The sequence below is a fragment of the Haloterrigena gelatinilytica genome (assembly GCF_013342145.1).
GTDB classification, from domain to species: Archaea; Halobacteriota; Halobacteria; order Halobacteriales; family Natrialbaceae; genus Haloterrigena; species Haloterrigena gelatinilytica.
In genome coordinates, this window is the sequence record NZ_JABUQZ010000001.1 from 2,281,522 (window position 1) to 2,304,989 (window position 23,468).

Consider the following 23,468-nt stretch of genomic DNA (forward strand, 5'->3'; position numbering starts at 1 on the left):
TCCATACTTGTTAAGATAATATATGTGTATGTATGCTGTCTAGAAGTGGGGTGATATCGGTTTCGGCATTTAGAACGCTTCTGAGACGTATTTCTCCGCTATCGGCTCCTGATTCTTGACTCAGAATACGATCCAGTGTAGCACGGATATTGTACTCCAGTAAGTGTGTAAAACCCATTATTAGTGCGTGGTGGGGCGGTTTAGGGATCCTCCTGTACTCACTGATTACATAGGGCTAAAATAGTTCGAATTCTGGTATATGTGTGGATGTATATGAGATAGATGATGTTAACTCTCCCGTCTTTCTCGTTCTCGTCTCGAGGTCAGTGGTTCCCTCGCGGAAACGAGATGTGTCGATCCCTCGACGAGCAGGCAGCATCGACCTCCCCAAGTCGGTCGATATTCGCCGTAGATCAGTACAAACCCGAACTCCGTACCCTCCCGCGTCACTCACTACGATCCGAGGACGACGGGGCCGTCCGCCCGGCGAACCGCTCGGCGTCGTGAGATCTTCACCGAAGAGGCTGTATTGGAGCTGCGAGACGCGTTCGCTAGTCGGGCCGTTATCCGCTTCCCGAAGCCGGGAACACCGGGACCCGTCTCGACGGTAGATGACGGTCGCGTTTCTACTCGGGCGACGACTTTAGGATATCACGATCATCTCCCGATGAACGCCGTAATTTTGGCTCAATTACAGAACCGACTTCGTTTATAGCCAGGGAAAATACAAATCACTTTAAACACGGATGCATAGGAGAGAATATGACCGACTCGTCGAACGCGGAACCGCGCCGTATCAAGTCTCTACAGCGGGGCTGCGAGATTATCGAGGTAGTTCAAGAACTGGACGGTGCATCGCTACAAGAGATCGAGAGCCACGTCGATCTCTCGCGAGGCACTATTCACACGTATCTGAGCACGCTCGTTGATTGCCGCCTCCTCGTGCGGAACGATAACGTCTATCAGCTCGGATACCGGTTTATTACGATGGGAGAATACGTCCGGAACACGACCGATATCTATACTGCCGGACAACAGGAAGTCGACAAACTCGCGGAATCGTCGGGCGAATACGTTCATCTCGTTATCGAAGACGAGGGGAGAGAGGTAGCGATATACGAACGCCGAGGCCAACAGGCAGTCGGCACCGATTACCACCATAAAATGCGGGAGACGCCTCAGTACCTCCACGATAGCGCGTCCGGGAAGGCGATGCTCGCCCATCTGCCCGAGGGGCGGATCGAAAACATAATCGATAGACAAGGTCTCGAACGCCAGACGAAGAACACTATCGTCGACCGCGATCAGCTGTGGGACGAACTCGAGGAGGTCAAGAAGTGCGGGTACGCGATAAACGATGAGGAAGAGATTCGCGGACTCCGGGCGGTCGGCGCTCCCATCATCGATAGCGACGAGTCGGTCGTCGGTGCCGTCAGCCTCACTGCACCGACGAGCAGGTTGAAAGGCGACCGATTCGAGTCCGAAATCCCCGAACTCGTCATGGAAACGGCGAACCTCATCGAAGTGAATCTGGAAACGATGACGTTCGATCGAACCGTATGAATCTCGTCTACCTATTTGATAATTCCAAATAGACGCGCGAGTGTTCGGTCGCGATTACTCGACCACGCTAAGCAACGCCACCGATAGCGGTAAGTAACCGGCAGCTCGATTCGTGATACGGCTTCAATTACGAACATACTGCTGTAATCCTTACGCGCGTCGGACGGGCACTCCCTCGTATCCGTGTCGTCTCAGCGTCGCTGTCGGCAGCCTCCTGTCCGGCGCGACGTTTTGATATATGGGAACGAAGTCGAATCGGATACGACGGTCTCAACCGTGAATAATGCGGAAGTTCGCCGATAGGCGCGGTGAACAACTAACCTGGCTCCGACCCATCGCGAGAGTGAACTTTGATATATGCAAAGGACTACGCCCTCGGTACTGTTCACCAATATTTATTAATAATGACGTACTGCTGAGAAACGCGATCAGATGAGACACCAGTCCCATTGTCCAGTCTGCGGTGTAGAGCTGCGAGCGAACCAGCGATGCCAAAACCGTCCGTGGCAGACGGCGATGCGGCAGCCGAGTGATTGAATCCATGAGTCACGTAACTCCGACGGTAGATACCGAACCGGCGACCGAAGAGAGATCGATGCTCGAGACCGTTCACCAACACCTCGAACGAGCCGTCTCCGCTCTCGACCTCTCGCCGGACATGGTCGAACAGCTCAGTCACCCGTCGAAGACTATCGAGGTGTCGATACCCGTCCGCCGAGACAGCGGTGAGGTAGCGGTGTTCACGGGCTGTCGCGTCCAACACTTCGAGATCCGCGGTCCCTTCAAGGGCGGTCTTCGCTACCATCCGGACGTTTCGACCGAGGAGTCGACTGCACTCGCGATGCTGATGACGTGGAAGTGTGCAGTGATGGACCTCCCGTTCGGCGGGGCGAAAGGCGGCGTCGTCGTCGATCCGCAGACGCTCAGCGAGGACGAGAGAGAGCGGTTGACACGTCGATTCGCCGAAGAGCTTCGGGATTTCGTCGGACCGACGAAAGACGTTCCCGCGCCCGATCTGGGAACCGACGACCAGACGATGGCGTGGTTCATGGACGCCTATTCGATGCAGCAGGGAGAGACGGTTCCCGGGGTCGTCACCGGCAAACCGACCGTTATCGGCGGGAGTCCCGGTCGGGAAGCGGCACCGGGTCGCGGCGTCGCCGTCGTCGCTCGAGAGACGCTCGATTACTACGATCTTCCGGTCGAAGAGACCACCGTTGCGATCCAGGGATACGGATCAGTCGGGGCGAACGCGGCGCGCCGGCTCGACGAATGGGGTGCGAACGTCGTCGCCGTCAGCGACGTTACCGGCGGTATCTACGACCCGACCGGGTTGGATACGTCCGACGTCCCGTCGCACGACGAGAACCCGCGGGGCGTCTCCGAGTACGACGCACCGCAGCGCATTTCCAACGAAGAACTGCTCACGCTCGACGTCGACCTTCTGATCCCCGCTGCCGTCGGTGACGTCTTGACGGCTGACAACGCCGACGACGTCCGCGCCGAGATCGTCGTCGAAGGCGCTAACGGACCGACGACGCCGGCCGCGGACGAGATCTTCGAGAAACGGAACGTTCCCGTGATTCCCGACGTGCTCGCCAACGCGGGCGGCGTCACCGTCAGCTACTTCGAGTGGCTCCAGGACATCAATCGTCGGCAGTGGTCCCTTGACGAGGTCCAGTCCGAACTCGATTCCGAGATGATCGACGCGTGGAACACCGTTCGTGCGACCGTAGCGGAGCGAGACGTCCGCTGGCGAACCGCCGCCTACATCGTCGCACTGTCACGAATCGGTGAAGCTTTAACTGCTAGGGGACTCTGGCCATGACGACGATGCAACTCGAATCCGATTTGCGAGACTCAGCGGTCTCGTCGGACGTCGCAGTCATCGGTGCGCCGATCGATATCGGTGGCAACCGTCGGGGGGCCGACCTCGGCCCGGCCGCCATCAGACACGCCGGGCTCGAAGACGCGCTCTCCGAGGCCGGCGTTTCCGTTACCGACGTCGGTGACGTGTCCGTGTCCGAGGCCGGGACCGAACCGGTCGATGCCATTCAGTCGACGACCGCGGCTATCGCCGATCGAGTGGCGGAGACGCTTCAACAGGGCGCCAGGCCGCTCGTTCTCGGCGGCGATCACTCGATCGCGATCGGCACCTTGCGCGGCACCGCTCGGAACGCGAAATCCGGCGTCATCTGGTTCGACGCCCACGGCGATTACAACACGCCCACGACCTCGCCCAGCGGAAACTTCCACGGGATGCCCCTCGCGGCCGCACACGGGCATCGGGATTTCGCCGACGCGGACTGGTCGATCGCCCCGTCGATCCCCGAAGAAAACACGGTCCTCGTCGGACTGCGGAGCCTCGACGAGCGAGAGCGCGATGCGTTGCGCCGAGCCGACGTCACCGCCTATACGATGGCCGATATCGACGATCGCGGCATCTCGGAGATCGTCGACGAGGCCATCGATATTGCAGCCAGCGGCACCGATGGCGTTCACGTGAGTCTGGATCTCGATTGGCTGGACCCGCGCGCGGCTCCCGGCGTCGGGACGCCCGTCCCCGGGGGAGCGACCGAGCGGGAAGCACATCTCGCGCTCGAGCGACTCGCCGAACGCGACGCCGCCGATGACGTGTTGCGATCGATGGACGTCGTGGAGGTCAACCCGCTTCTCGACGACGAGAACACGACGGCCGAGGCGGCGACGGATCTCGTCGCGAGCGCGTTCGGGAATCGTATTATCTGATACCGCGGATCGTATACCGCCCGTCCCGAGCCGATCGGTGATCTCATAAACGATTCGGATATTTTATGTGGCCCGCGTCGGTGGTACGTGACATGGACCGTGAGAACACAGTCCCCCGAGTAGCTTCGTTTCCGGGTTCGAAGAGCAAACGATGGGTCGAGTTTCACCAGAACACGGCGGCACCCAGTACGTACGTCTACGACTTCGTCTGGGACGTAACCGAAGACGCCACGGGGCCGTTCTGTACCGACGCGGACGGAAACGTCCTCATGGACTTTACGAGTCACGTGGCCGCGGCGCCGCTCGGATACAATCACCCGACTCTCACGGAGCGGTTACGGGAGTTCGATCTCGTCGACCCGATGAAGATCGCCGGACAGGACTTCTACGTCAGTACGGGTGGAACGCCCGAGGAGTCCTCGTTACCCGGCCCCGCACACCTCATGGACAGGCTAACCGAGATCAGCAGTCAGTACGACATGGACACCGTGTTCCTGTCGAACTCGGGCGCCGAAGCGGTCGAAAACGCGATGAAGATTTGCTACGACGACTGTGAGACGCCGAAGTACGCCATCACGTTCGACGACGCGTTCCACGGGCGCACGCTCGGCGCGCTCTCTCTGAACCGCTCGAAATCGGTCTACCGACGGAAGTTCCCCGAGATAAGCGGGGTCCACGACGTCGAATACTCCGAGCACGGACTCGACCGGCTCCGGGCGAAACTCGGGGATCCGGGGCACATTCCTTCGGAAGAGGTCGGATTTCTCATTCTCGAGCCCATTCAGGGGGAGGGAGGCTACAACGTGCCGTCCGCCTCGTTTATGTCGGAGCTGGACGACATCTGCTCGACACACGATATCCCGATCGTCGTCGACGAGATCCAGTCGGGGATCGGTCGCACCGGCGAGATGTGGGCCGTCGACCACTTCGACATCGAACCGGACGTGATCACGAGCGCGAAGGCGCTCCGAGTCGGTGCGACGATCTCCAGGTCGGACATATTCCCCGACGAGGAAGCCCGACTCTCCTCGACGTGGGGGGCCGGCGATATTCTCGCATCGATGCAAGGGGCCCTGACGCTGTCGGTCATCGAAGAGGAGAACCTACTGGACAACGCGACGGAGCTGGGAACGTACTTCCGAGATCGACTTCGCGAACTGGCCGAGCAAACGTCCATTCTGACCGACGTTCGCGGACTCGGACTGATGATCGCCGTCGAGTTCGATACGGCGGATCACCGCGACGAAGCGATGGAAACGGCGCTCCGACACGGGCTACTGACCCTCGGCTGTGGAACGAAGACGCTGCGTCTGCTCCCGCCGCTCGACGTCCGAGAGCGCGAAATCGACATCTGCGTCGACATCATCGACGACGTCGTCGACGAAGTCGCTGGTCCGGTGTCGTCCGCGTGAAGTAACTCGATTCCGACCGCGGACGGAACGCTGCTGCGGCGCTCGAGTTTCGCTCTGTGGTCCCTTCTCGGAGATTCGGTCGCCGAGCGGAGCGCGACTCGAACTCGTCTCGAGCGTAGCGTCGGGAAACGCGATGGGAACCGAATTCGGATATATCATAGACTGATACCGGTGCTATTCAGAAGCCCAGCCGACCGATTCTGACGAGATGACGCCGCCACGATGCCTACAGCGAGAGCCGGAATGAATACTGCTCCATCGTACGGGGAGGGGTAAGCGAGCGGTCGCGTCGATATTCGAAAACGAGTACCGAGTCTCACGAACCCGTAGCGGTCGTCGAAGCAAATATTTACAACCATACTATTGTAACTATCGTCCGATTTCGTTTGTATATTTCAAACCCCGTCTCGACACCTCTCAGGTGTACTTATCTTCATGCTTATCAAAGGATTTATCACGGTTTGGAGTAACATACCATCCATGTCCGAGTTCGGGATATTATCGATAGGACCGCCATTGCTGGCGATCGTGCTAGCAATCGCAACGAAACGCGTCATCCCCTCGCTATTCGTCGGCATCTGGGCGGGCGGAATCATTTATACCGGTAGTTTCGGGATCGCCCAGTCGTTCGATTGGCTGATCGAGGCGATCATCGCCGACGACGGCTTCCACGCTCAGATACTGGTGTTCACGCTTCTCCTCGGTTCGGGTGTCGCCCTCATCTGGCGACTCGGCGGCGCTATCGCCGTCCGGAACTGGGCCGTCGAGCGACTCGAGTCTCGACGGAAAATCGGACTGATGACGTGGATTCTCGGACTGGGAATCTTCTTCGATTACGCGAGCATGGCGATCGTCGGGAGTACGATGCGCGAAGCATCGGATCGGCTTCGGATCCCTCGCGAGAAACTGTCTTATATCGTCGACTCGACGACGGCGCCCGTCGCGACGATCGGGATTTCGAGCTGGGTCGCGTTCCAGCTATCGATGATCAACGAGGGGTTCAGCAACATCGAATCGGAGGGCGCCGCTCAGGCGCCGGACGTGTTCAGCGTCTACCTTCATTCGATCCCCTATAACGCATACGCCATCCTCTCCATCGTTATGGTCGGTATTATCGTTACGACGCAGCGAGACTACGGGGAGATGCTCGACGCCGAACACCGAGCCCAGACGACCGGCGCGGTGAATGCCCCCGATGCCGACCCCTTGCAAGATATGGACGAAAGCCTCAGCGAACCGAACGCCACCCGGCCGATGCTCCGGACCTTCCTCCTCCCGATCTCGATGTTACTCGCCGTCACCGTCGGGGGCGCGTTGTGGACCGGGTACGATGGACAGCCCGTACTCGAGCCGCTATTCGCTCTCGAAATCACGACCTTCGTCCGAGAGGTGGTCACGATTGCGGCTGACGGTGCGTGGACGACCGCCCTCATGTGGGGGTCGTTCGCGATGGTGATGACGGCGATAGCGATCGGACTCGCGTATGATCTCTGTGATCTCGACGAGAGTATCGACGCGATCCTCGAGGGATTCGAGCTCATGTTGACCGCAGTGACGATCCTCGTATTAGCGTGGACGATCGGAACCGTCGCCAACGCACTCGGGACCGGGAACTACGTCGCTAGTTTGGTCGAAAACATCCTTTCGCCCGGTGTCTTCCCGGCTCTCGTCTTTTTAGTCGCAGCGGTAATCTCCTTTACGATGGGGTCGTCTTGGGCGACCATGGGACTCCTGACTCCGACCGCCATCCCGGTCGCGTTCGAACTCACCGGCGGGTTCGGCTCCACGTCCGTGGTCGTCGGGGCAGTGTTTTCCGGCGCGATCTTCGGCGATCACACGTCCCCGATTTCCGACACTACCGTTCTCTCATCGACGTTTACCGGGACTGATCTCATCGCACACGTTCGCACGCAGAGCTACTATGCCGTGACCGTCGCAATTATCTCGATTCTGTTCTACTTGACGTACGGGTTCTTTGAAACCAGTCCGGTAGCTCTGCTGCCGGCGGGTATGGTCTTACTCGTCGGAGTCGTCTACGGACTTTCGAAATTCGACGCGAGGAGAAAAGGCATCGATCTGACCTCGATTCGGAACGGTGCCGGCGATTCCACGTACGACTCGTCCTCGGAGAGCACTACTCCCACGGAACGACTGGATTAGTAGCCTCCGCCGCTCGAGGACTGACGTGATATCGTCGCGAATAACTGACCGACCACGGAACGCGCGTCGATCGAGTCGAGCGGACCGGCCTCGAGACGACTGTTCGGGGGCTGCCGGAAGGGTATCCCGACCGTCTTCGACCTGCATATTCTCCGGTCGACTGCGGAGGAGCAGCCCGAAAGGACACTTCAACTACCCGGAAGCGAACGCGAGGGCACTGGTTCCGTCTTCGCACTCGCTGGAGATACCTGATCGACGAGGCCGCGCCGTTCGTGCCGTTGGACTCGCCGAGAGCGATCGACGCGAACCGATCGCTCTCACTGTGAACGCTGTGAGGACTACGGTGTCCGTCCGGTTTGAATTTTGCAGATGAGGATGGACACTGTATCAGCTTGCGCAGGCAGCATTTGATCCGTTCCTCTTGCCTATCTCTTTGTAACACAATATTGGAAATACACATATTGTTCCAAATAAATATCTACAACTGGCACAAATTCGATCCCTAGTCCATTGGCGAGATCTCTCTACCCGCGTTGCACTCGAGCAAAGCAGTGACTAAACGTTCAGTATTATGAGTGGATACTGCCATCTGCCCGAGATAGACAAATCGGCCTATACGGCTCTACTCGACGGATGCGCCCAGAAATGCAGAACAATTTTCACGTGAATCACTCAAGAGTCGTAATTCAGACCAGCAGCGTTCTCGTCAGTGGGATACATATCTCCAGACATCGCTGCATCGATATGAAGTCGGACTTCGGCACGAAAAACTGGAAATGGCGTCGTTATTCACATACTATAGACGATAGGTACTGGTGATTAACAAACATTCGATATCTCAGACAATCCAAACACTGGCAACACATTTATTCGACAGCCGTCGTAATATTCGGAAGCATCCCACCAGCAAATAGCGCGAATACAGACCGTTATGGTTTAATAATTCCAATGTCGAAATGGAATTGATTCTCCTCAAGAAGCAATACGATGCACTCACCTCCCCATTCGACCCTAGGAGAATTCTGTCCGAATAGCATAGTTGCTGTATATACTGCTAGTATTCACCCAGTTCTGTTCTCACAGTTATAAAATCCTGTCCCTGGTTTCGTCGATTAACGAACCATTATGTCGCGTATTGGCGCGAAGAGAGGGGCGGATTACGAAAGGGTGGCTATTTTAGCTAATCTGCCAACATACGGTTTCTTTTAGGTGGTTTTTCCAGCCATAACCAACATTATAAAAATAATTTTACTACAGACCCGGCTTTTCTCTCCTCCTCTAGAATAGTGGCATAACACCAACAAGACTCTTGAGTCAGTAACCTTGGTACGGTCTCTGCAGTTCGTGAAGCCACTCGCAGTAGAAATGCGCGGACCGGGATTTGAATCCGACTGCGAGACGATTGTCCTCACTGCGCTCGGACACTGCGACTCGCGCGCTTCAAATCCCTCTTATACATGTACTCCTCACGTCTGTTCGTCGAAAAGTGCGCGGACCGGGATTTGAACCCGGGCCATGAGCTTGGAAGGCTTCTATCACAATCCGTGTGATTTCACCCGTCAAACAGGGTTCAATTCGACGTAGAACGACACAGATTCAACACCGACTTCGACAGCACCCTGTCTCTGTCTATTCTCCCACGTTAGCGTTCCAGGCTTCCTCAGTTCGTAATACTATCTAGGATATTATAAAGGCCGGTGTCGTGAGCTTCAGGGCTTACATCCATAACACGTACCATCCGGTCTACCGCCGTTTTCAGCCGGTCGCGATCTCTCGCCGCTGCGGGGGAGGCCTCAGTGATCGATCCGAACGATTACCCGAACGCGGAGGCAGAGTGCGTGATCGCTGAGCCTGATTTTCCGACCGACGGATGGTGTCATAGAACGGTTCGCATACCCTCGCTACCTCATCGTCAGATTCGGTAAATACAGAGCGTGTATGCAGCAGTGGCTAGTCATCGTTTCACGCGAACTGCGAAGGACCCACCGAGAAGCGGATAGACAGTATTATCGCGCTGATGGTGTTCGGTATTCGATCGTCTCGGTTAGTTCGTTGAACTCGACGACTCCATTCTCGGCTAGCGTCGGGAGACATACGTGTACTACCTCGTAGGAGACTGCTTCTCTGTCAGGTGCGACTGCGTGCGTCTCTTGCTCGATGATGTGTTCGACGAGGTCGTCGAGCGATGCAGTTCCGTTGTCCGCGTCCGCTAGGTAGTCGACGATTGTCTGCGACCATTCATCTGCGTGGAACTCGCGATCGAACTCGGGCATCGGTGGGTGGTGGCTGTTGTGGAATACGCGTGCTGTGTGATGCGTCCCGCGTGACGGCCACGCGAGGAGAACGAGGAGACTGCCTGTTCGTCCGGTATCCCGGCTCAAACGCCCCTTCATAATCGGGGCACGAATGCATAGTGTGCAGTCGATGGCTCCGTACCTCAACATAGCACCTGAGACGGATAATCCCGTGCTACGTTACACCGTGTTATCAATCGCCTCAATTTGACCACCCGATTCCACTGCATCTCTATGCCGACTCTGCATACGTAGTTGCCACTCAGTACAGGCGAACTACTGAGCGTCTTCTGAGTGAACATACGCCCCCTCCTTCGCGCGAATCCATTTCCCTTGGAGTTCATCTTCCGTCGCATCTCCCGGAAAAAGGATACACTCATCGGCTTTTCGCAGATTTTCGACTACGACGGGAACGAGTTCGGATCGATCCGAAATAGCACTCCTGATCATTTGAGTTCCTCCTCTCGGAGAGCGGCAGTACCCGTCTCTTCCATAACTCGAAACTGGGTTGATCCACATTGACACCCCTCTCTCCCAATCGGTTGGATCGTTCCGTCGCTCCATCTTCGAGCTGCATAGGCGGACCCACAGGAGAGGCATTCAGCGACTGTTCGTTCGATCTCCCCGTCGGACATCGTATGTCTGCTGTCGACGGCCAGCGACGTGAGTGTGACTTGGGGCTATACAAAACCCTTTTTCAGCGCCTATCGGTTAGCTGTTCAGTCTCGGAAAGCGTACTCCCGAGGATGTGCTTGATTCCGCGCCGGAGACGAGACGCGACGGCCTGCTGGGAGATGCCGAGTTCGTCGCCGAGCTCTTCCATCGTCACCTCGCGCGGGGATTCGAAGTACCCGCGCTGGTAGGCGAGCACCAGCGCCTCTTGCTGCGTGTCGGTGAGCGCTTCCTCAGTGGCCGTCTCGACCGGCGTGAGTGCGTGGATCTCCGTGGGCGTGATCGGGATCTCCTGGTCTCGACAGCGTTGCTGAAAGGCCGCGAGATCGCTTCGAGCGTCGCCGCGTACCTCGAACGTCCATCGTCGGTTCGTGCCGATCGCTTTGATCAGCGGGATCTCGGTCTCTACCAGCGTACTGAGCACGCCGGAATACTCGAGCGCCCACTCGACGCGTAACAGGTACTCGTCTGCGACCGAATCGACGAGGCGAATGTCGTCCACGCCGGGGTGGCCGGTAAACGCGTCCTCGATGTCGTCGACCACAGTTCCTCGCACCCAGAAGTACGGTATGACGACGTCCTGTGCCGGGATTATTCGTTCCAGTTCGACGGTCACGTCCGGCAACTGTTCGAAGACCGTTCCCAAGGGGAACTGATCGGACGGGACCGTAAAGGTGGCCTCGGTAGCCATCAGCCGAATTGTCTCGTTCCGGCGGTAAATAGCCACCACAGAGGACTGGGGCCGGAATCGCATTACTTCGAGAGACACTTTCAATGGCACTTGTACTCGAAACAGGCAAAGAATCCTCACTACACTTAGTGGTCAACGCCGGCGAGTATAGCTCACTCCCCAAAACTCCCGACCAATGATAGATCACGTGGTCTTAACTAGTGAAAATTACCCGATTGTTATGTGAATGAGGTTTAATACCCTGCCAGGGGATATCACGCATGATATGGTTGACGATAGCGAGTGGGACGACGAGGTCGATGCGAGTTCGAGTAGCTCATCGACTGAGGAACGACACCTCCCCGAAGCGATACTGGAATTAGATCACGTCTACGAGGCGCTGGGCCATCCTCGGCGTCGTTACCTCTGCTACACGCTTCTCGAGGACACGGAGTGGTCACTGACCGATCTGGCGGCGAAAATCGCCGCGTGGGAGACCGATACGCCCGAACACGCGGTCACTGAACTCCAACGAGAACGAGTGTACGTCTCGCTCTATCACGCTCACGTTCCCAAATTAGTCGACGAGAACGTCATCGCCTTCGACGATGCGACTGAGACCATTACCGCCGCCCGAAACGCTAAGCAAGTCCTGACTGCACTCCGAGGAATGGGTGCGAGTCTCGACAGCAATCAAGAAACACACGCACGTGGTGACATGGATGACGAAGAGCAATAACGGCAGACCCGGTAGCGAAGACGACCCGGTCCTCAGCGGAGACACCCGCTGGCGACAGATCACGCAACGACTCTACGAACCCGACCGCGACGGTGATCTCACGACAGCGATCGTATTCGTCATCGCAGAAGCCGAGGACGTCTCCCCGAGCGAGGTGAAATCCCCGCCATTGTACGAGGCCGTCGATGTGGCCGGTATCGAAGACGCGTTCTTCGGCTTCAACGGCGGGGCCGTGTCTCGACAGGGAACGGGAACTACCGAATTTCGCTACACGGAGTATCTCGTCAAAGTCAGGAGCGATGGCTGGATTCAAGTCTACGAGCCGACCGAAACTGAGCTTTCGTGAACTCCGGTAGAGACGGCAGACCGGTAGGCAACCCCTCGAACATACTAGGTGCGTTTCTCCTATCTATTCTTTCATCCTTGAGATGAAATGCGGAATAAATGGAATACCGATCAGTTCGCATACGTAGTTGTCATTCAGTCAGGTGAATCACTTAGTATCGGATGAGCACGTCTATATCGGTCTGGCTATCTAATTGCTTGGTAGTACTTTCGAGTACCCTTACCGTCGTCGATCACGCGAGTCTCGATCGCGCCCCGGCGGTAAAGATCGATGAGAGACACTTTCACTGCGATTATATCGAGTTGGTACTCGCTCAATGTCTCCGATTCGCTTTCCTCCGTCGTCGAGAGAGTGGGCTCGCAAATCTCGGCCGCGATTTCCGGGACGGAGAATGCCTGCTGCTCGTGACTGGCTAAGAATTCTCGTACCTCCTCCTCGATGTTCTGTTCTTTCCGTCCTCGCTGAAAGGTTTCGTTATCGATCGGCATACCGTGTTAGTAGACGTTCTGTAGCGGAATCGGTGTTTCGACGAGATACCTTAAGAGTTCGTTCGCATATCTGGTTGCCGTTCAGCATAGGTGAAGAACATACCGTTCAGCAAAGTTACACAAATGCCGGTCAGCGTAGGGAAGAAGCAACACACCAAATATTTTGGGAACAGTAGTTATCCCTTGTTCAGTCACTTTAACCGATAATGGCAATTAGAGATGGTTGAGGAGTCCTTTCGGGAAGGTGGAGCATATAACATCCCCACAGCGGGCACAGTTATACGCTAGACGATTGAACATTGTGACTGCTTAGCGTGTGTAGGAGTTCCTCACACAGGGGGTTAGGATAGTATCGAATCGTTTCACTCCGCGAATCCCACTCGATCAGCGTGGACTCATCCAATTTCGGCAGGTGAACGTGATGTAGTTCGCTGGACACGGACGCTCCGTCCTGTAACGAATCCAGATGAGCCAGCAATTCGTCGATAGTTGCTGTATTATTCGGTTGCCTCTCAAGGAACCGGAGTGTCTGTCGTCTGTGGTGATGACACAGTAACTGGAGCAAGCGGTCACATCTCTCCGCGTGTGTTTTGCTGGGCATTGAAATTCGACCCTTATTCCCTAAAATACGCAGTCACGGATAAGTGTAACTCACATATCAACCTATGAATTGTGAATTTTGCACTCTCACCCATCAATTTTGTAATTTTCGGTTGCGGGGTGTGATGTTCGTTAGTGTGTTTCGTCGGGCTGGAAGTGCCCCCAGGGTTGACTATAGCTTGCGGTGATTATTTCGGAACTGTGGATGGTGAGTCCGTACTCGTTCAATTCTTTCGTGAGTCGGATGAGGTCAGTCGTGGATGTCGAAACCGTTTCGATATAGAGATTGTGTTCGTTGGTGATCATTTCGGTGACCTGAACGACACCGGTTACGGAGAGAACATTTCTGCTGACGCTCGATCGCTCCTCCGGATCACTCGTACAGACGAAAAAGAGCCGGAGGGGAAAGCCGGCTTTTTCGTAGTTGAGTTTGGGTTCGTAGCCTTCGATAACGCCTGCGTCCTCCATGTTATCGATCCGGTTGCGGACGGTACTGGGTGAGACGTCCACTTCCTCCGAGATTTCGGTGATCGTCGCATTACGGGCATCGCGTTGAAGCGCAAATAGGACGCCTTCATCGATGGTGTCGATCTCAAACGGCTCGTCGTTCTCCACGTCTAGATCCGACTCTGCCAGGGAGGAGTCCTCTTCATTAGCCATAGTGTAGCTACCATGGCTGGACGAAAGAAGATTGACCCCAAAGACGTGTATTGTTCGTCGCCGTCATTCTCTTACGTACCATCGGCTTCCTGCGGGAAAGGGCTACGACTGATCTAACCGTATTCATGACGCCGCTGTTCCCGGGTGCCCTGATCGGCATATCCCTGAATCAGTACGAGGTGCGTCTCGGCGCAAGTGGAGCACTGATGACATCCCGGGTCGGCCTCTGCTTCCGCTGACTGGAAGTGGTGCGATCGTGGTACTGTCTCCCTCGGGACCCTTATCCGTCCCCTTACCATCCCTTTAGAAGCAATGGCAAACGGTAAGGTTGATTTCTTCAACGACACTGGCGGCTACGGTTTCATTTCGACTGAGGACGCGGACGAGGACGTTTTCTTCCACATGGAGGGCGTTGGCGGCCCGGATCTCGAAGAAGGACAGGACGTCGATTTCGACATCGAACAGGCCCCCAAGGGCCCGCGTGCGACCAACGTCGTCCGCAACTAAGACCGAGTTTCAGCTCTCGCCTCACAGCGACGAGTGAGTGACTCCATTTTTCGAACACTACACCCAGTAGGTGGCGCTCTCGTGTGTTGAATACTCTCATAGAGGGAACAGCTGACGACGGTGCTGAATAGAGGAGACTCACATACCGGGGCGTAGACTCCTCTTATCCGACCTCCCGAGACGGGACTTTCTGCTATGTCTCTGGCTGATCGTCCGCGAACAGCGATTGTTCGATGAGGATATTGACTCCCCGACGGATACGTTGAGAGAGCGCACTGTCGCTGATCCCTATGTCATCAGCGAGTCGGGTCTGCGTCGTTCGCCGTGGTATCTCGAAGTAGCCTTCACGGTACGCTAACCGCAGCGTCTCGCGCTGTTCGGACGACAGTGGCGACTCTCCTTCGGGCATCGAAGGGTTGTAGATGTGCCGGAGTGTGATGGGAATGCCCTCGTCAGTGAGAGCCATGTTGAATGAGGAGAGCTGCTCATGAGACGGGAACCGCAGTCGGAAGTCCCATGTCTCGGCGGTCCCGCTTGCTTCGAGGATCTTCGCCTGGGTGTCGATGAGCGCCTGGATAAGCCCGTTGATGTCCGAACTCCAGTGAACCTCGAAGAGCGTCTTGTCGTCCTTAGTGGTGAGAATCTCAACCGTTTCGGTCTTGGAGTGCTCCAGCAGGCTCGTCTCGATTACTCCCGATTCAGCACCGGCGATCCAGAACAGCGGCACGATGGCTTCCCGGAGTGGGACGATCCGTTCGAGTTCGATTTCGACGGCTGGGTAGTCATCCAAGACGCGACCTAAGGGGAACGTGTCCGCTGGAACGGTAATATCGGCGATAACGACCATCGCTCAGTAGATATCTCGGGCTTGTGGTGGCATCTCTGTGTCAGTAACGGCCTTCGAGGTCGAAGCCAAAAACACTACGGGTGCGGAAATTGCTTCGATCTCGAAGGTCAAGTCTCGATCCAGCGACTTCGGACGTGCTTCAACACACCACCGCGTAGCCAACTCTTCTGGAAGCAATAGTGAAGGCAACACTTGTGATGCTCTTTGCCAACACATCTCACAGGGGGAGCCGGAACCATGGCGGAAGAGAGGGGAAGACAGTTCGCATCGACAGTTCAATAGGGACGATAGCAGACGTGAAAGAGAGTGGGATGAACGACCACTCGTCAATCTGGCTGATGCAAGCATGATCGAATGCCAAGAATGCGAAAGCGATCAAGCACGCGATGTACGAGTAACATACACGACCGGCTCGGCAGAGACGCTCCAATTGTGCGATCGCTGCGCTACCAAATTCGAGAACGGCGGATTCGTTACGGAAATCTTCCAAACAGAACTCAGTCAGTAACCATCGCTACGAACACGGATGGATCGATGAAAACCGAATCGAATAATTGAGATTGGAGCGCTCAACGTACCCCTCTATTCAGCAGGTGACTTTGGCATATTTTGGATAGATCGATAGCCACCTCGGTGCCGGCTTGCCCTGAACTGCTCACCTGATCGATCGAAACTCGGTCCCGCCACAGGGACAGTCTGCGCCCGTCCCGATCAACCGGATTTCTCCGTCTGACCAGCGCCGAGCTGCATAGGGTGAATTACAGTCGGTACAGACAGCGACAATTCTGGTTGCTTTCTGTGCACCGTTCATAGCAGCCGCTCAACTGACTATCGACTTTGACGTAGCCCCTACTTGGGTAGGATCGATCCGAGATCGCTCACTACCGGAGAGGACGGGAGCAGAACCACTCCAGCGTTCAGTAAAGGGAATTCACTTATCGGCACAGGCGGTGCATTGTTACTCTGTATGCCCGAAGAAGTTCTGTTCAAATCAGAGAGCAGCCAGACCCGAGAAGAAATCGCATCGTATCTTCACAGTGTTGCTGAGAAGCTCGAACAAGGTGATGCGGTCACACTAAAATCGGGTTCCGAATCCGTGACGATGGAACCGCCAGCCCGCCCAACCTTCGAGGTCAAAGCCGAACGCGAAGGGCCGACGGACGGCCCCGGTGAATTGAGTATCGAGTTCGAACTCGAATGGGACGAGAGCGACAGTGGGGGAGACGGTGAGAGCGGACAATTAGAAATTGAGTGATCAGTTCGCAGACCTATTTATCAGCGTGTTCGCTGAAGAATGGGAAGAAATCAACACTGTAAGATGCGTTCTATGACGCCCTCGACTAGCGACGAACTCGAGGACACGACACCTGATACGGTACGTGAGCGATTGCGATAGATCATCGGGAGACACGACATGGACAGTCACTCGGTGAGTTACGATGAAGTAGCCGACGAATCCTAAAACTCCGTGTCAGGATCGTACCGAGCCCGGGTAATCCTCGGAAGTCGCTTCGCGTTACTTCCCCAGTAGTCCGACGGGAGCGGTGGTGAATGTGCTCCGACAGACACGTTCAAGGTCGCGCCAATAGTACAGACGTATCTACCGTTCGGATGACCCGGTCGGACGTACTGCCGAGTAGCCGTTCTTTCAACCCGGACCGACCGCTCGCCCCCATGACAACGAGGTCGATATCGCGTTCGGCGACGTACGCCTCGATCACCTCGTGCGGACTTCCCTCACGAGTGTTTCGATCGTAGCTGATCCCTGCCTCCTCAGCCCGGTTCGCGGCGTCGTCGAGAGCGGATTCGGCTTCCTCTTCGAGCGTCTCCGTGAGCTGCGGTGCGATGCTCCCGGACGCGCCTGCAGACATCTCTGTTCCCACGTCTATCACGTGGAGAAAGTGCACTGTCGTCGCTCTACCCTCTGCTATCGCGGTGGCCTGATCGACCGCCGCCATACTCGATTCGCTCCCGTCCGTCGGCACTAGAATATCGTCGTACACGATCGTCGATACCATCCTTATAGGTAAAACCTGACTGTGTGCAAGGGCTTGGTATCGGTCCGGCTGACAGCATTTTCCCAACGATCGATCAGCGGTCTGCCGCCTCGAGTTGCCCCTGATCGAGCGGATCCTCGATATCACCCATTACTGCCTCGAGGAGATCGGTTACGGTAACGAGCCCGACGACCTCTCCGTCGTCGGACTGCGTCCGACCGCTCGAGGAACTTCGTTCCTCGCTGTCTTCGATCACCAGCGCGAGTTCCTGATTTTCCGCCTGAAACTGGTCGACTGCGTCGCTCACGTCCGCGTCGGGAGAGAGCGTCATCGGCGGCGCTGCCAGTTCGCCGAAGTCGACAGCGCTGTCGGCCAGTTCCTCACGGTGCCTGACGAGGATCGGCGTATAAAGAATCCCCCGAAAGTCGGTTAGTTCGTCTCCCACCAGTGGAAACCGCGTCTGCGGTCGCTTTTCCATCTTTCGGAGGTTTTCCTCGGCGTCGTCCTCGGCCGATAGCGCGACGATTTCGTCGGGATCGACATTACCTCACGGATCGGCTTCTCGCCGATCTGGAAGGCGTTCATCACCTCGTCGCGGCGTTCCTCGGAAAGGTCGCCCTCTTCGAGGATCGAGCCGAGTCGGTTCCGAAGGTCCGCACGGGACTCGATGACGTCCTCTTCGGTCTCGAGCCACGCGCCGGTCATCTCGATCCCGAAGAGTTTGAGCGTCAGTTTCGCGATCCCGTCGCCGAGCGTGATGACCGGCGAGATCAGCCAATGGAACCAGTACAACGGTGCCGCTCCGTACCGACAGACCACTCGCGACCGTTCGACGCCGAGGTACGTCGGCGTCTGCTCTCCATGAGTCAGATGGACCAGGTTGATGATGAGGAAGGCGAGGATCGCGCCGCTTCCGATCGAGGCCAGCGCCGTGTTCGCGAAGAGGGGCTCGAAAATGGCCGCGAGCGCGGGTTCGGCGACGATCCCGACCGCGATGCTCGAAGCCGTAATGCCGACTTGACACGTGGTCAGATAGAGTTCGAGGTTGTCGGTCATCTCCCACGCGCGCTCGAGTTTGGGGTTGTCGGCGACGAACTCTTCCTCGGTGAACTGCCGAGCGCGCGTCAGCGCGAACTCGATGGCGACGAAGAACGCGTTCGCGAGGATCAACAAGAGCCCGGCAATCAGACGGACCGCGATTGTTCCGACGGTCCTGATTTAGCACTCACGACCTCAGTTGGAATCGGTCGATATGATGCGCCGACCGAGAACGGCGCTCGCGATCGCGGCCACGAGGCCGGTGATCAGGGCGAGCGCTCGTCGATGCATCGACGCCTGAAGCAGGTAGCTTCGACCGCGCGCCCGGTCGTCGAACGGCCCGTGAGCGCCGAAGTCGCCGGACACCGGCTCGTACAGGTTGTGCTCGCGGTCGGGATCGACCGGCTCGTCGGTCTGCTGGGAGTCGTAGCCGCCGCTAGCGAGAAGGTTGTCGAGCCGCCGCGGGATCAAACGGTTCCCGAGGATCGCTTTCACCGTCGATCGGCCGACCCACAGCTCGTCCCTGTCGTGGTCGACCGCCCAGACGATCGCTCGAGCGGCGACCTCGGGCTGATAGATCGGTGGTACCGGCTGCGGTTTTCTCGGGAGTCGGGTTTTCGTCCACTCGAACTGCGGAGTATTCATCGCGGGCATCTGTACCATCGATAGCTGGACGTCGGAGTCGTCGTGGAGCAGTTCCGTTCGCACGGATTCGGTATAGCCCTGGATCGCGTGTTTCGCACCACAGTAGGCCGACTGGAGTGGAATCCCTCGATACGCCAGCGCGGAGCCGACTTGCACGATCGTCCCCTCGTCGCGGTCCCGCATTCGATCGAGCGCGGTCTGCGTCCCGTAGACGTACCCCAGATACGTGACCTCGGTGACGCGACGGTAGTCGGCGGCGGTCATCTCCGCAGCGGGCGAGAACACCGACACCATCGCGTTGTTCACCCAGACGTCGATCGGTCCGAACGCGTCCTCGACGGTTTCGGCTGCGGCCTCGACCGCGTCGGGATCAGCGACGTCCGTCGGGACGGTGACTGCTTCGCCACCGGCCCGCTCGACCGCCTCGCGTGCGCCCTCGAGGCCGTCCTCGCCCCGCGCGACCAGGCCGACCTTCGCGCCGCGTTCGGCGAACGTACGAGCGGTGGCTCGCCCGACGCCGGCTGATGCACCTGTGACGACGACGACTTCGGAGTCGGTAGTTTCGGACATGGTTAGCTACTGAGGGGATTCAATCGATCGACCGTCTCGGAGGAGGCATACCGTTCCCAGCCGCCGTACCGATCCGTAATCGGCCCTCGCGGGACGCTGAGGATCAGGATGAGCGCGCCGGCTATGACGGCGTTAATCGCGGCGACCGTCGGGACGCCACTGAACAGCCACGGAGCGACGACGATCCAGACGGCGAGCGGAATATTGCAGAACCGAACGGCGCGAGCTGGTTCGCCCGTCGCGATCACGGTAAAGGAGACGACCAACGAACCGACCAAGTGGCTGCTGTCGGCCATGAGCCCCGTCGTCCCGAAGAGGGTCGGCGAGAGCATGAGCCAGACGCCGAGCGCCATCGCACCGAGCAGCGTCCACGGGACCGAGACGCCCCAGAACGGTTCGCCGATCGGAGAGTCGCCGATCGGCCGCGTTTCGCGTTCGTCGACACCGGCCTCGTCCTCGGGAATCGTGCCGCCCATCCAGAAGGCGGTCCAGAGGCTGTCGCCTCGGCGCATCAGTCGGACGACGTACTGGCCCATCGCGACCACCTCGTCGACCGTCAGCGAGATCATCCACAGCATGCCGAAGGCCGAGAGGAGACAGAGGGTACACCACGTCCCGACCATGATCGGCTGCATGATGACCAGCAGCACCTGCACGAAGCCCAGCGGGATCACGACGACGCCGAAGAAGGCGACCATCCACGGCATCGTCCGCCAGCGCCGGCGATCGCCCATGAATCCCATCAGGGCCTCGACCGAGTAGGCCACTGCGCCGAGGCCGGCGTCGGAGACCGGGAACGCCTTCGATACTCGGGACGTGAGGACCCCCCTGGTTCCGGGATTGTACAGCGGATCCCAGACGCTCTCGATGTAGCCCAACTGAAAGGCGGCCATGTACCACGAGGCGAAGAAACCGAAGATTCCGAGCGCGATCAGCGGGGCGCGCTGTGCGCCCGTCGAGGGGTTGTACGACCAGCCAGGTGGGACGGTCGGGCCATCCATCTCCGAGCGCATCACGATGAGGACCGTGAACGTGATCACCATGACACCGACGAGCGTGTTGTTGGCGTACGCCGCGGCCGTCGGCGCCGCGAATGCGATCGGCGAGAACACCAGCCAGAGGCCGACGAAGCCGTTAGCGTAGTTGGCGTAGCCGCTCTCCCGGTAGATCGTCAGTCCCGCGAGCGCGATAAGCACGAGTCCGGTAGCGACGGTACTCCACGTCATCAGCGCGCTCTCGTAGCTCAGCGCCGGGACGCTCGCGAGGAGCCAGACGCCCAGCGAGATGACGGCGTACTGGACCCACACCTCCTTCGTCGGGTGAGCGAGCATCATGTCTCCCGGCCGCATCGAGCCACCGTCGTCTCCGTCGTGATCCTCACCCCCGGTTCCGCCGCGTTCCTCGCCGGTATCGGTATCCCGGTCGCGATCCCCGTCGTTTTCACCGCCACCGTCGACACTCGAGCGGCGCTCTCGAGCGTCGGTCGTCGTGGCGTCCGGTTCTCCGTTCGAATCGTCGTGTCTGTCGTCGGTCATTGATATGTTCGCCTCTCACTCGCGGTCGTTCGGCCGGCGGGCGATCGCCCCGGTCGAGCCGTCGTCCAGGAGCGACTCGTTGCGTTCGGGCGCTATCGACTCGCCACTCGAGTCGGCGGCGGCGAGGTAGAGCGCGCTGTTGAGCAGTCCGATGTGACTGTACGCCTGCGGGGTGTTCCCGCGCTGTTCACCGGAATCCGGATCGATCCCTTCCGCCAGCAATCCGAGCGGACTGGCGTGGTCGAGGATCGCCTCGAAACGCGCTCTCGCCTCGTCGATCCGTCCCGAGAGCGCCAGTGCACTCACGAGCCAGAACGAGCAGACGACGAAGGGACTCGCTTCGCCGGGGAGTCCGTCGTCACCCTCGTAGCGCCGGACGAGTCCGTCGTCAGTGGTCAGGCGCTCGATCGTCGCGTCGATCGTCCCCTGGACGCGAGCGTCGTCGGGCGGGAGGAATCCGACGATCGGGACGAGGAGATTCGACGCGTCGAGCACCTCCTCGTCGCCGAACGATCGCACGAAACTGTCCGCTTCCTCGCTGTATCCCCGCTCGAGGATCGCCCGGCGAACGTCGTCGCGGCACGTCCTCCAGCGCGCGATCGGCGCCGAAAGGTCGTCAGCCGTTTCGGCGAGTTCGATCCCCCGATCGAGGGCCGTCCAGCACATCACCTTCGAGTAGACGAACTGTTCGTAGTCCGATCGAACCTCCCAGATGCCGGCGTCGGGCTCGTCCCACCCCTCGCAGACGTAGTCGATGAGGTCCCGCATCACCGACCAATCGTCGTACGTCATCGGTTCGCCGTAGCGGATACTCTCGTAGATTGTGAGGATCAGTTCACCGTAGACGTCAAGCTGATGTTGGTTTTTGGCCGCGTTGCCGATACGAACGGGGGCCGATCCCTCGTACCCGCTCAAGTGATCGAGGACCGTTTCGTCGGAGACCGCTTCGCCGTGGAGGCCGTAAACCGGCGGCACCGATTCGGGATCGTGGCCGCGACAGTGGTCGAGACAGAGTTCGAAGTACGAGCGGGCTTCCTCGAGATGACCGAGTTCGGACAGCACCCGGACCGTGAAGGCCGCGTCGCGGATCCAGTTGAATCGATAGTCCCAGTTGCGGACGCCACCGAGGTCCTCGGGCAGCGACGTCGTCGGGGCCGCACACACCGCACCGCTCTCCCGGTGGAGGAGGAGTTTGAGGACGAGCGACGACCGGACCGCGAGGTCGTGCCACGGGCCGCCGACGGGGCAGTCGGTCCCGTCACAGTCGTGCGTCCACTCCCGCCAGTACTCGACGGTATCGGCGAGCGTCTTCTGATGGCACGACGGCTCGTGTGGGACCGCCTCGCCGTAGCTCAGCACCAGCCAGCGCGTCTCGCCGGCCTCGAGCGTCACCGTCGCGTCAGCGGCATGGCCGTCGGCCGACGGCTCGAGTGGAACGTCGCTGGACACGATCACTCGCTTGTCGTCGTCGCCCGCAACGACACCTTCGTTCGTCAGTTCGACATCGGGTACGTCCCGCGCGTAGTCGAATCGCGGTTCGAACGCGACCGCGAGTTCGAGCGAACCGTCCTCGCAGCCCAGTTTCCGATAGACGGTCGGTGATCGGTCGTCCGTCACGGATTCGGTCGCCTCGGCGACGGGCATGAAATCCGTCACCGTCGCGCTGCCGCCGGCGGTCCGAAACGTCGTCTCGAGGACGTTGGTTCGATCTCGATACTGCTGGACGGATTCGAACGACTGCGTCGGCCGCACGGCGAAGTGGCCGCCGCGGTCGGCATCGAGTATCGCGGCGAAGACGCTCGGCGACTCCACGTGCGGGAACGAACACCAGTCGATCGACCCGTCGCGACCGACTAACGCGACCGTGTTCCCGTCACCGATCGCACCGTACTCCTCGAGGGGTTTGTACTGCATGATTACTGTGAAGGTCGGATCGCCGCTACGATGCGCACGGACCGAGCGCCGATCGTCGATAAC

At 58.4% G+C, this 23,468-nt stretch carries 20 protein-coding genes and 1 pseudogene; 9 read left to right on the top strand and 12 right to left on the bottom strand.

Annotation, left to right across the window (positions count from 1 at the left end):
- The first annotated feature begins 762 nt into the window (after positions 1-762).
- From HTZ84_RS11510 to HTZ84_RS11530, 5 genes are all read left to right on the top strand, one after another.
- On the top strand, positions 763-1,563 hold the full coding sequence (locus HTZ84_RS11510) for an IclR family transcriptional regulator (RefSeq protein ID WP_174680810.1): 801 nt from the start codon (positions 763-765) through the stop codon (positions 1,561-1,563).
- Between the two features lie 541 nt (positions 1,564-2,104).
- Positions 2,105-3,391, top strand: a complete 1,287-nt coding sequence (gdhB, locus tag HTZ84_RS11515; protein WP_174680811.1) for a glutamate dehydrogenase GdhB — start codon at positions 2,105-2,107, stop codon at positions 3,389-3,391.
- Positions 3,388-4,311, top strand: coding sequence for an arginase (rocF, locus tag HTZ84_RS11520; RefSeq protein ID WP_174680812.1), 924 nt, complete (start codon positions 3,388-3,390; stop codon positions 4,309-4,311). Before gdhB ends, rocF begins: the two co-directional genes overlap by 4 nt.
- A gap of 92 nt (positions 4,312-4,403) precedes the next feature.
- Positions 4,404-5,723, top strand: a complete 1,320-nt coding sequence (locus HTZ84_RS11525; protein ID WP_174680813.1) for an aminotransferase class III-fold pyridoxal phosphate-dependent enzyme — start codon at positions 4,404-4,406, stop codon at positions 5,721-5,723.
- 480 nt (positions 5,724-6,203) lie between these two features.
- On the top strand, positions 6,204-7,883 hold the full coding sequence (locus HTZ84_RS11530; RefSeq protein ID WP_174680814.1) for a Na+/H+ antiporter NhaC family protein: 1,680 nt from the start codon (positions 6,204-6,206) through the stop codon (positions 7,881-7,883).
- Between the two features lie 2,006 nt (positions 7,884-9,889).
- On the opposite strand, the gene HTZ84_RS11535 is transcribed toward HTZ84_RS11530, so the two are convergent.
- The 3 genes from HTZ84_RS11535 to HTZ84_RS11540 form a co-directional block, all read right to left on the bottom strand.
- Complete coding sequence (locus HTZ84_RS11535) at positions 9,890-10,156, bottom strand: DUF7344 domain-containing protein (RefSeq protein ID WP_174680815.1); 267 nt, start codon at positions 10,154-10,156, stop codon at positions 9,890-9,892.
- Between the two features lie 297 nt (positions 10,157-10,453).
- Positions 10,454-10,777 carry a DUF7511 domain-containing protein gene (locus tag HTZ84_RS23270; protein ID WP_455429269.1) on the bottom strand — a complete coding sequence of 108 codons (324 nt, stop codon included), beginning with the start codon at positions 10,775-10,777 and terminating at the stop codon, positions 10,454-10,456.
- Between the two features lie 97 nt (positions 10,778-10,874).
- Positions 10,875-11,540 (bottom strand): helix-turn-helix domain-containing protein, encoded by a 666-nt coding sequence (locus HTZ84_RS11540; RefSeq protein ID WP_174680816.1) that lies wholly within the window; start codon positions 11,538-11,540, stop codon positions 10,875-10,877.
- A gap of 265 nt (positions 11,541-11,805) precedes the next feature.
- Here HTZ84_RS11540 and HTZ84_RS11545 point away from each other — a divergent pair, with 265 nt between their 5' ends.
- Together HTZ84_RS11545 and HTZ84_RS11550 are read left to right on the top strand one after the other, a co-directional pair.
- Positions 11,806-12,258 carry a DUF7344 domain-containing protein gene (locus tag HTZ84_RS11545; protein ID WP_174680817.1) on the top strand — a complete coding sequence of 151 codons (453 nt, stop codon included), beginning with the start codon at positions 11,806-11,808 and terminating at the stop codon, positions 12,256-12,258.
- Positions 12,242-12,604, top strand: a complete 363-nt coding sequence (locus tag HTZ84_RS11550; RefSeq protein ID WP_174680818.1) for a HalOD1 output domain-containing protein — start codon at positions 12,242-12,244, stop codon at positions 12,602-12,604. The genes HTZ84_RS11545 and HTZ84_RS11550 overlap by 17 nt, the downstream gene beginning before the upstream one ends.
- Positions 12,605-12,789: 185 nt before the next feature.
- Here HTZ84_RS11550 and HTZ84_RS11555 read toward each other — a convergent pair whose 3' ends face one another.
- The 3 genes from HTZ84_RS11555 to HTZ84_RS11560 form a co-directional block, all read right to left on the bottom strand.
- On the bottom strand, positions 12,790-13,092 hold the full coding sequence (locus tag HTZ84_RS11555; protein ID WP_174680819.1) for a hypothetical protein: 303 nt from the start codon (positions 13,090-13,092) through the stop codon (positions 12,790-12,792).
- Positions 13,093-13,369: 277 nt separating this feature from the next.
- Complete coding sequence (locus HTZ84_RS23275; RefSeq protein WP_455429270.1) at positions 13,370-13,693, bottom strand: DUF7344 domain-containing protein; 324 nt, start codon at positions 13,691-13,693, stop codon at positions 13,370-13,372.
- Between the two features lie 131 nt (positions 13,694-13,824).
- On the bottom strand, positions 13,825-14,352 hold the full coding sequence (locus HTZ84_RS11560; protein WP_174680820.1) for an Lrp/AsnC family transcriptional regulator: 528 nt from the start codon (positions 14,350-14,352) through the stop codon (positions 13,825-13,827).
- A gap of 312 nt (positions 14,353-14,664) precedes the next feature.
- On the opposite strand from HTZ84_RS11560, the gene HTZ84_RS11565 reads away from it, so the two are divergent.
- Complete coding sequence (locus HTZ84_RS11565) at positions 14,665-14,859, top strand: cold-shock protein (protein WP_174680821.1); 195 nt, start codon at positions 14,665-14,667, stop codon at positions 14,857-14,859.
- A gap of 193 nt (positions 14,860-15,052) precedes the next feature.
- Here HTZ84_RS11565 and HTZ84_RS11570 read toward each other — a convergent pair whose 3' ends face one another.
- Entirely contained in the window at positions 15,053-15,706 is a 654-nt protein-coding gene (locus tag HTZ84_RS11570) for a helix-turn-helix domain-containing protein (protein WP_174680822.1), read from the bottom strand.
- A 967-nt stretch (positions 15,707-16,673) separates the two neighbouring features.
- On the opposite strand from HTZ84_RS11570, the gene HTZ84_RS11575 reads away from it, so the two are divergent.
- On the top strand, positions 16,674-16,961 hold the full coding sequence (locus HTZ84_RS11575; RefSeq protein ID WP_174680823.1) for an amphi-Trp domain-containing protein: 288 nt from the start codon (positions 16,674-16,676) through the stop codon (positions 16,959-16,961).
- 316 nt (positions 16,962-17,277) lie between these two features.
- Here HTZ84_RS11575 and HTZ84_RS11580 read toward each other — a convergent pair whose 3' ends face one another.
- From HTZ84_RS11580 to HTZ84_RS11600, 5 genes and pseudogenes are all read right to left on the bottom strand, one after another.
- The gene (locus tag HTZ84_RS11580; protein ID WP_174680824.1) at positions 17,278-17,709 is read right to left on the bottom strand and encodes a universal stress protein; all 432 of its coding nucleotides are present in this window, start codon (positions 17,707-17,709) and stop codon (positions 17,278-17,280) included.
- Positions 17,710-17,797: 88 nt separating this feature from the next.
- Positions 17,798-18,921: pseudogene (locus HTZ84_RS11585) on the bottom strand (CNNM domain-containing protein).
- A gap of 15 nt (positions 18,922-18,936) precedes the next feature.
- Positions 18,937-19,956: an SDR family oxidoreductase gene (locus tag HTZ84_RS11590; RefSeq protein WP_174680825.1), complete on the bottom strand. Its 1,020-nt coding sequence runs from the start codon at positions 19,954-19,956 to the stop codon at positions 18,937-18,939.
- A 2-nt stretch (positions 19,957-19,958) separates the two neighbouring features.
- Complete coding sequence (locus HTZ84_RS11595) at positions 19,959-21,491, bottom strand: vitamin K epoxide reductase family protein (RefSeq protein ID WP_174680826.1); 1,533 nt, start codon at positions 21,489-21,491, stop codon at positions 19,959-19,961.
- 15 nt (positions 21,492-21,506) lie between these two features.
- Positions 21,507-23,405, bottom strand: coding sequence for a glycoside hydrolase family 15 protein (locus HTZ84_RS11600; protein ID WP_174680827.1), 1,899 nt, complete (start codon positions 23,403-23,405; stop codon positions 21,507-21,509).
- Positions 23,406-23,468 lie beyond the last annotated feature (63 nt).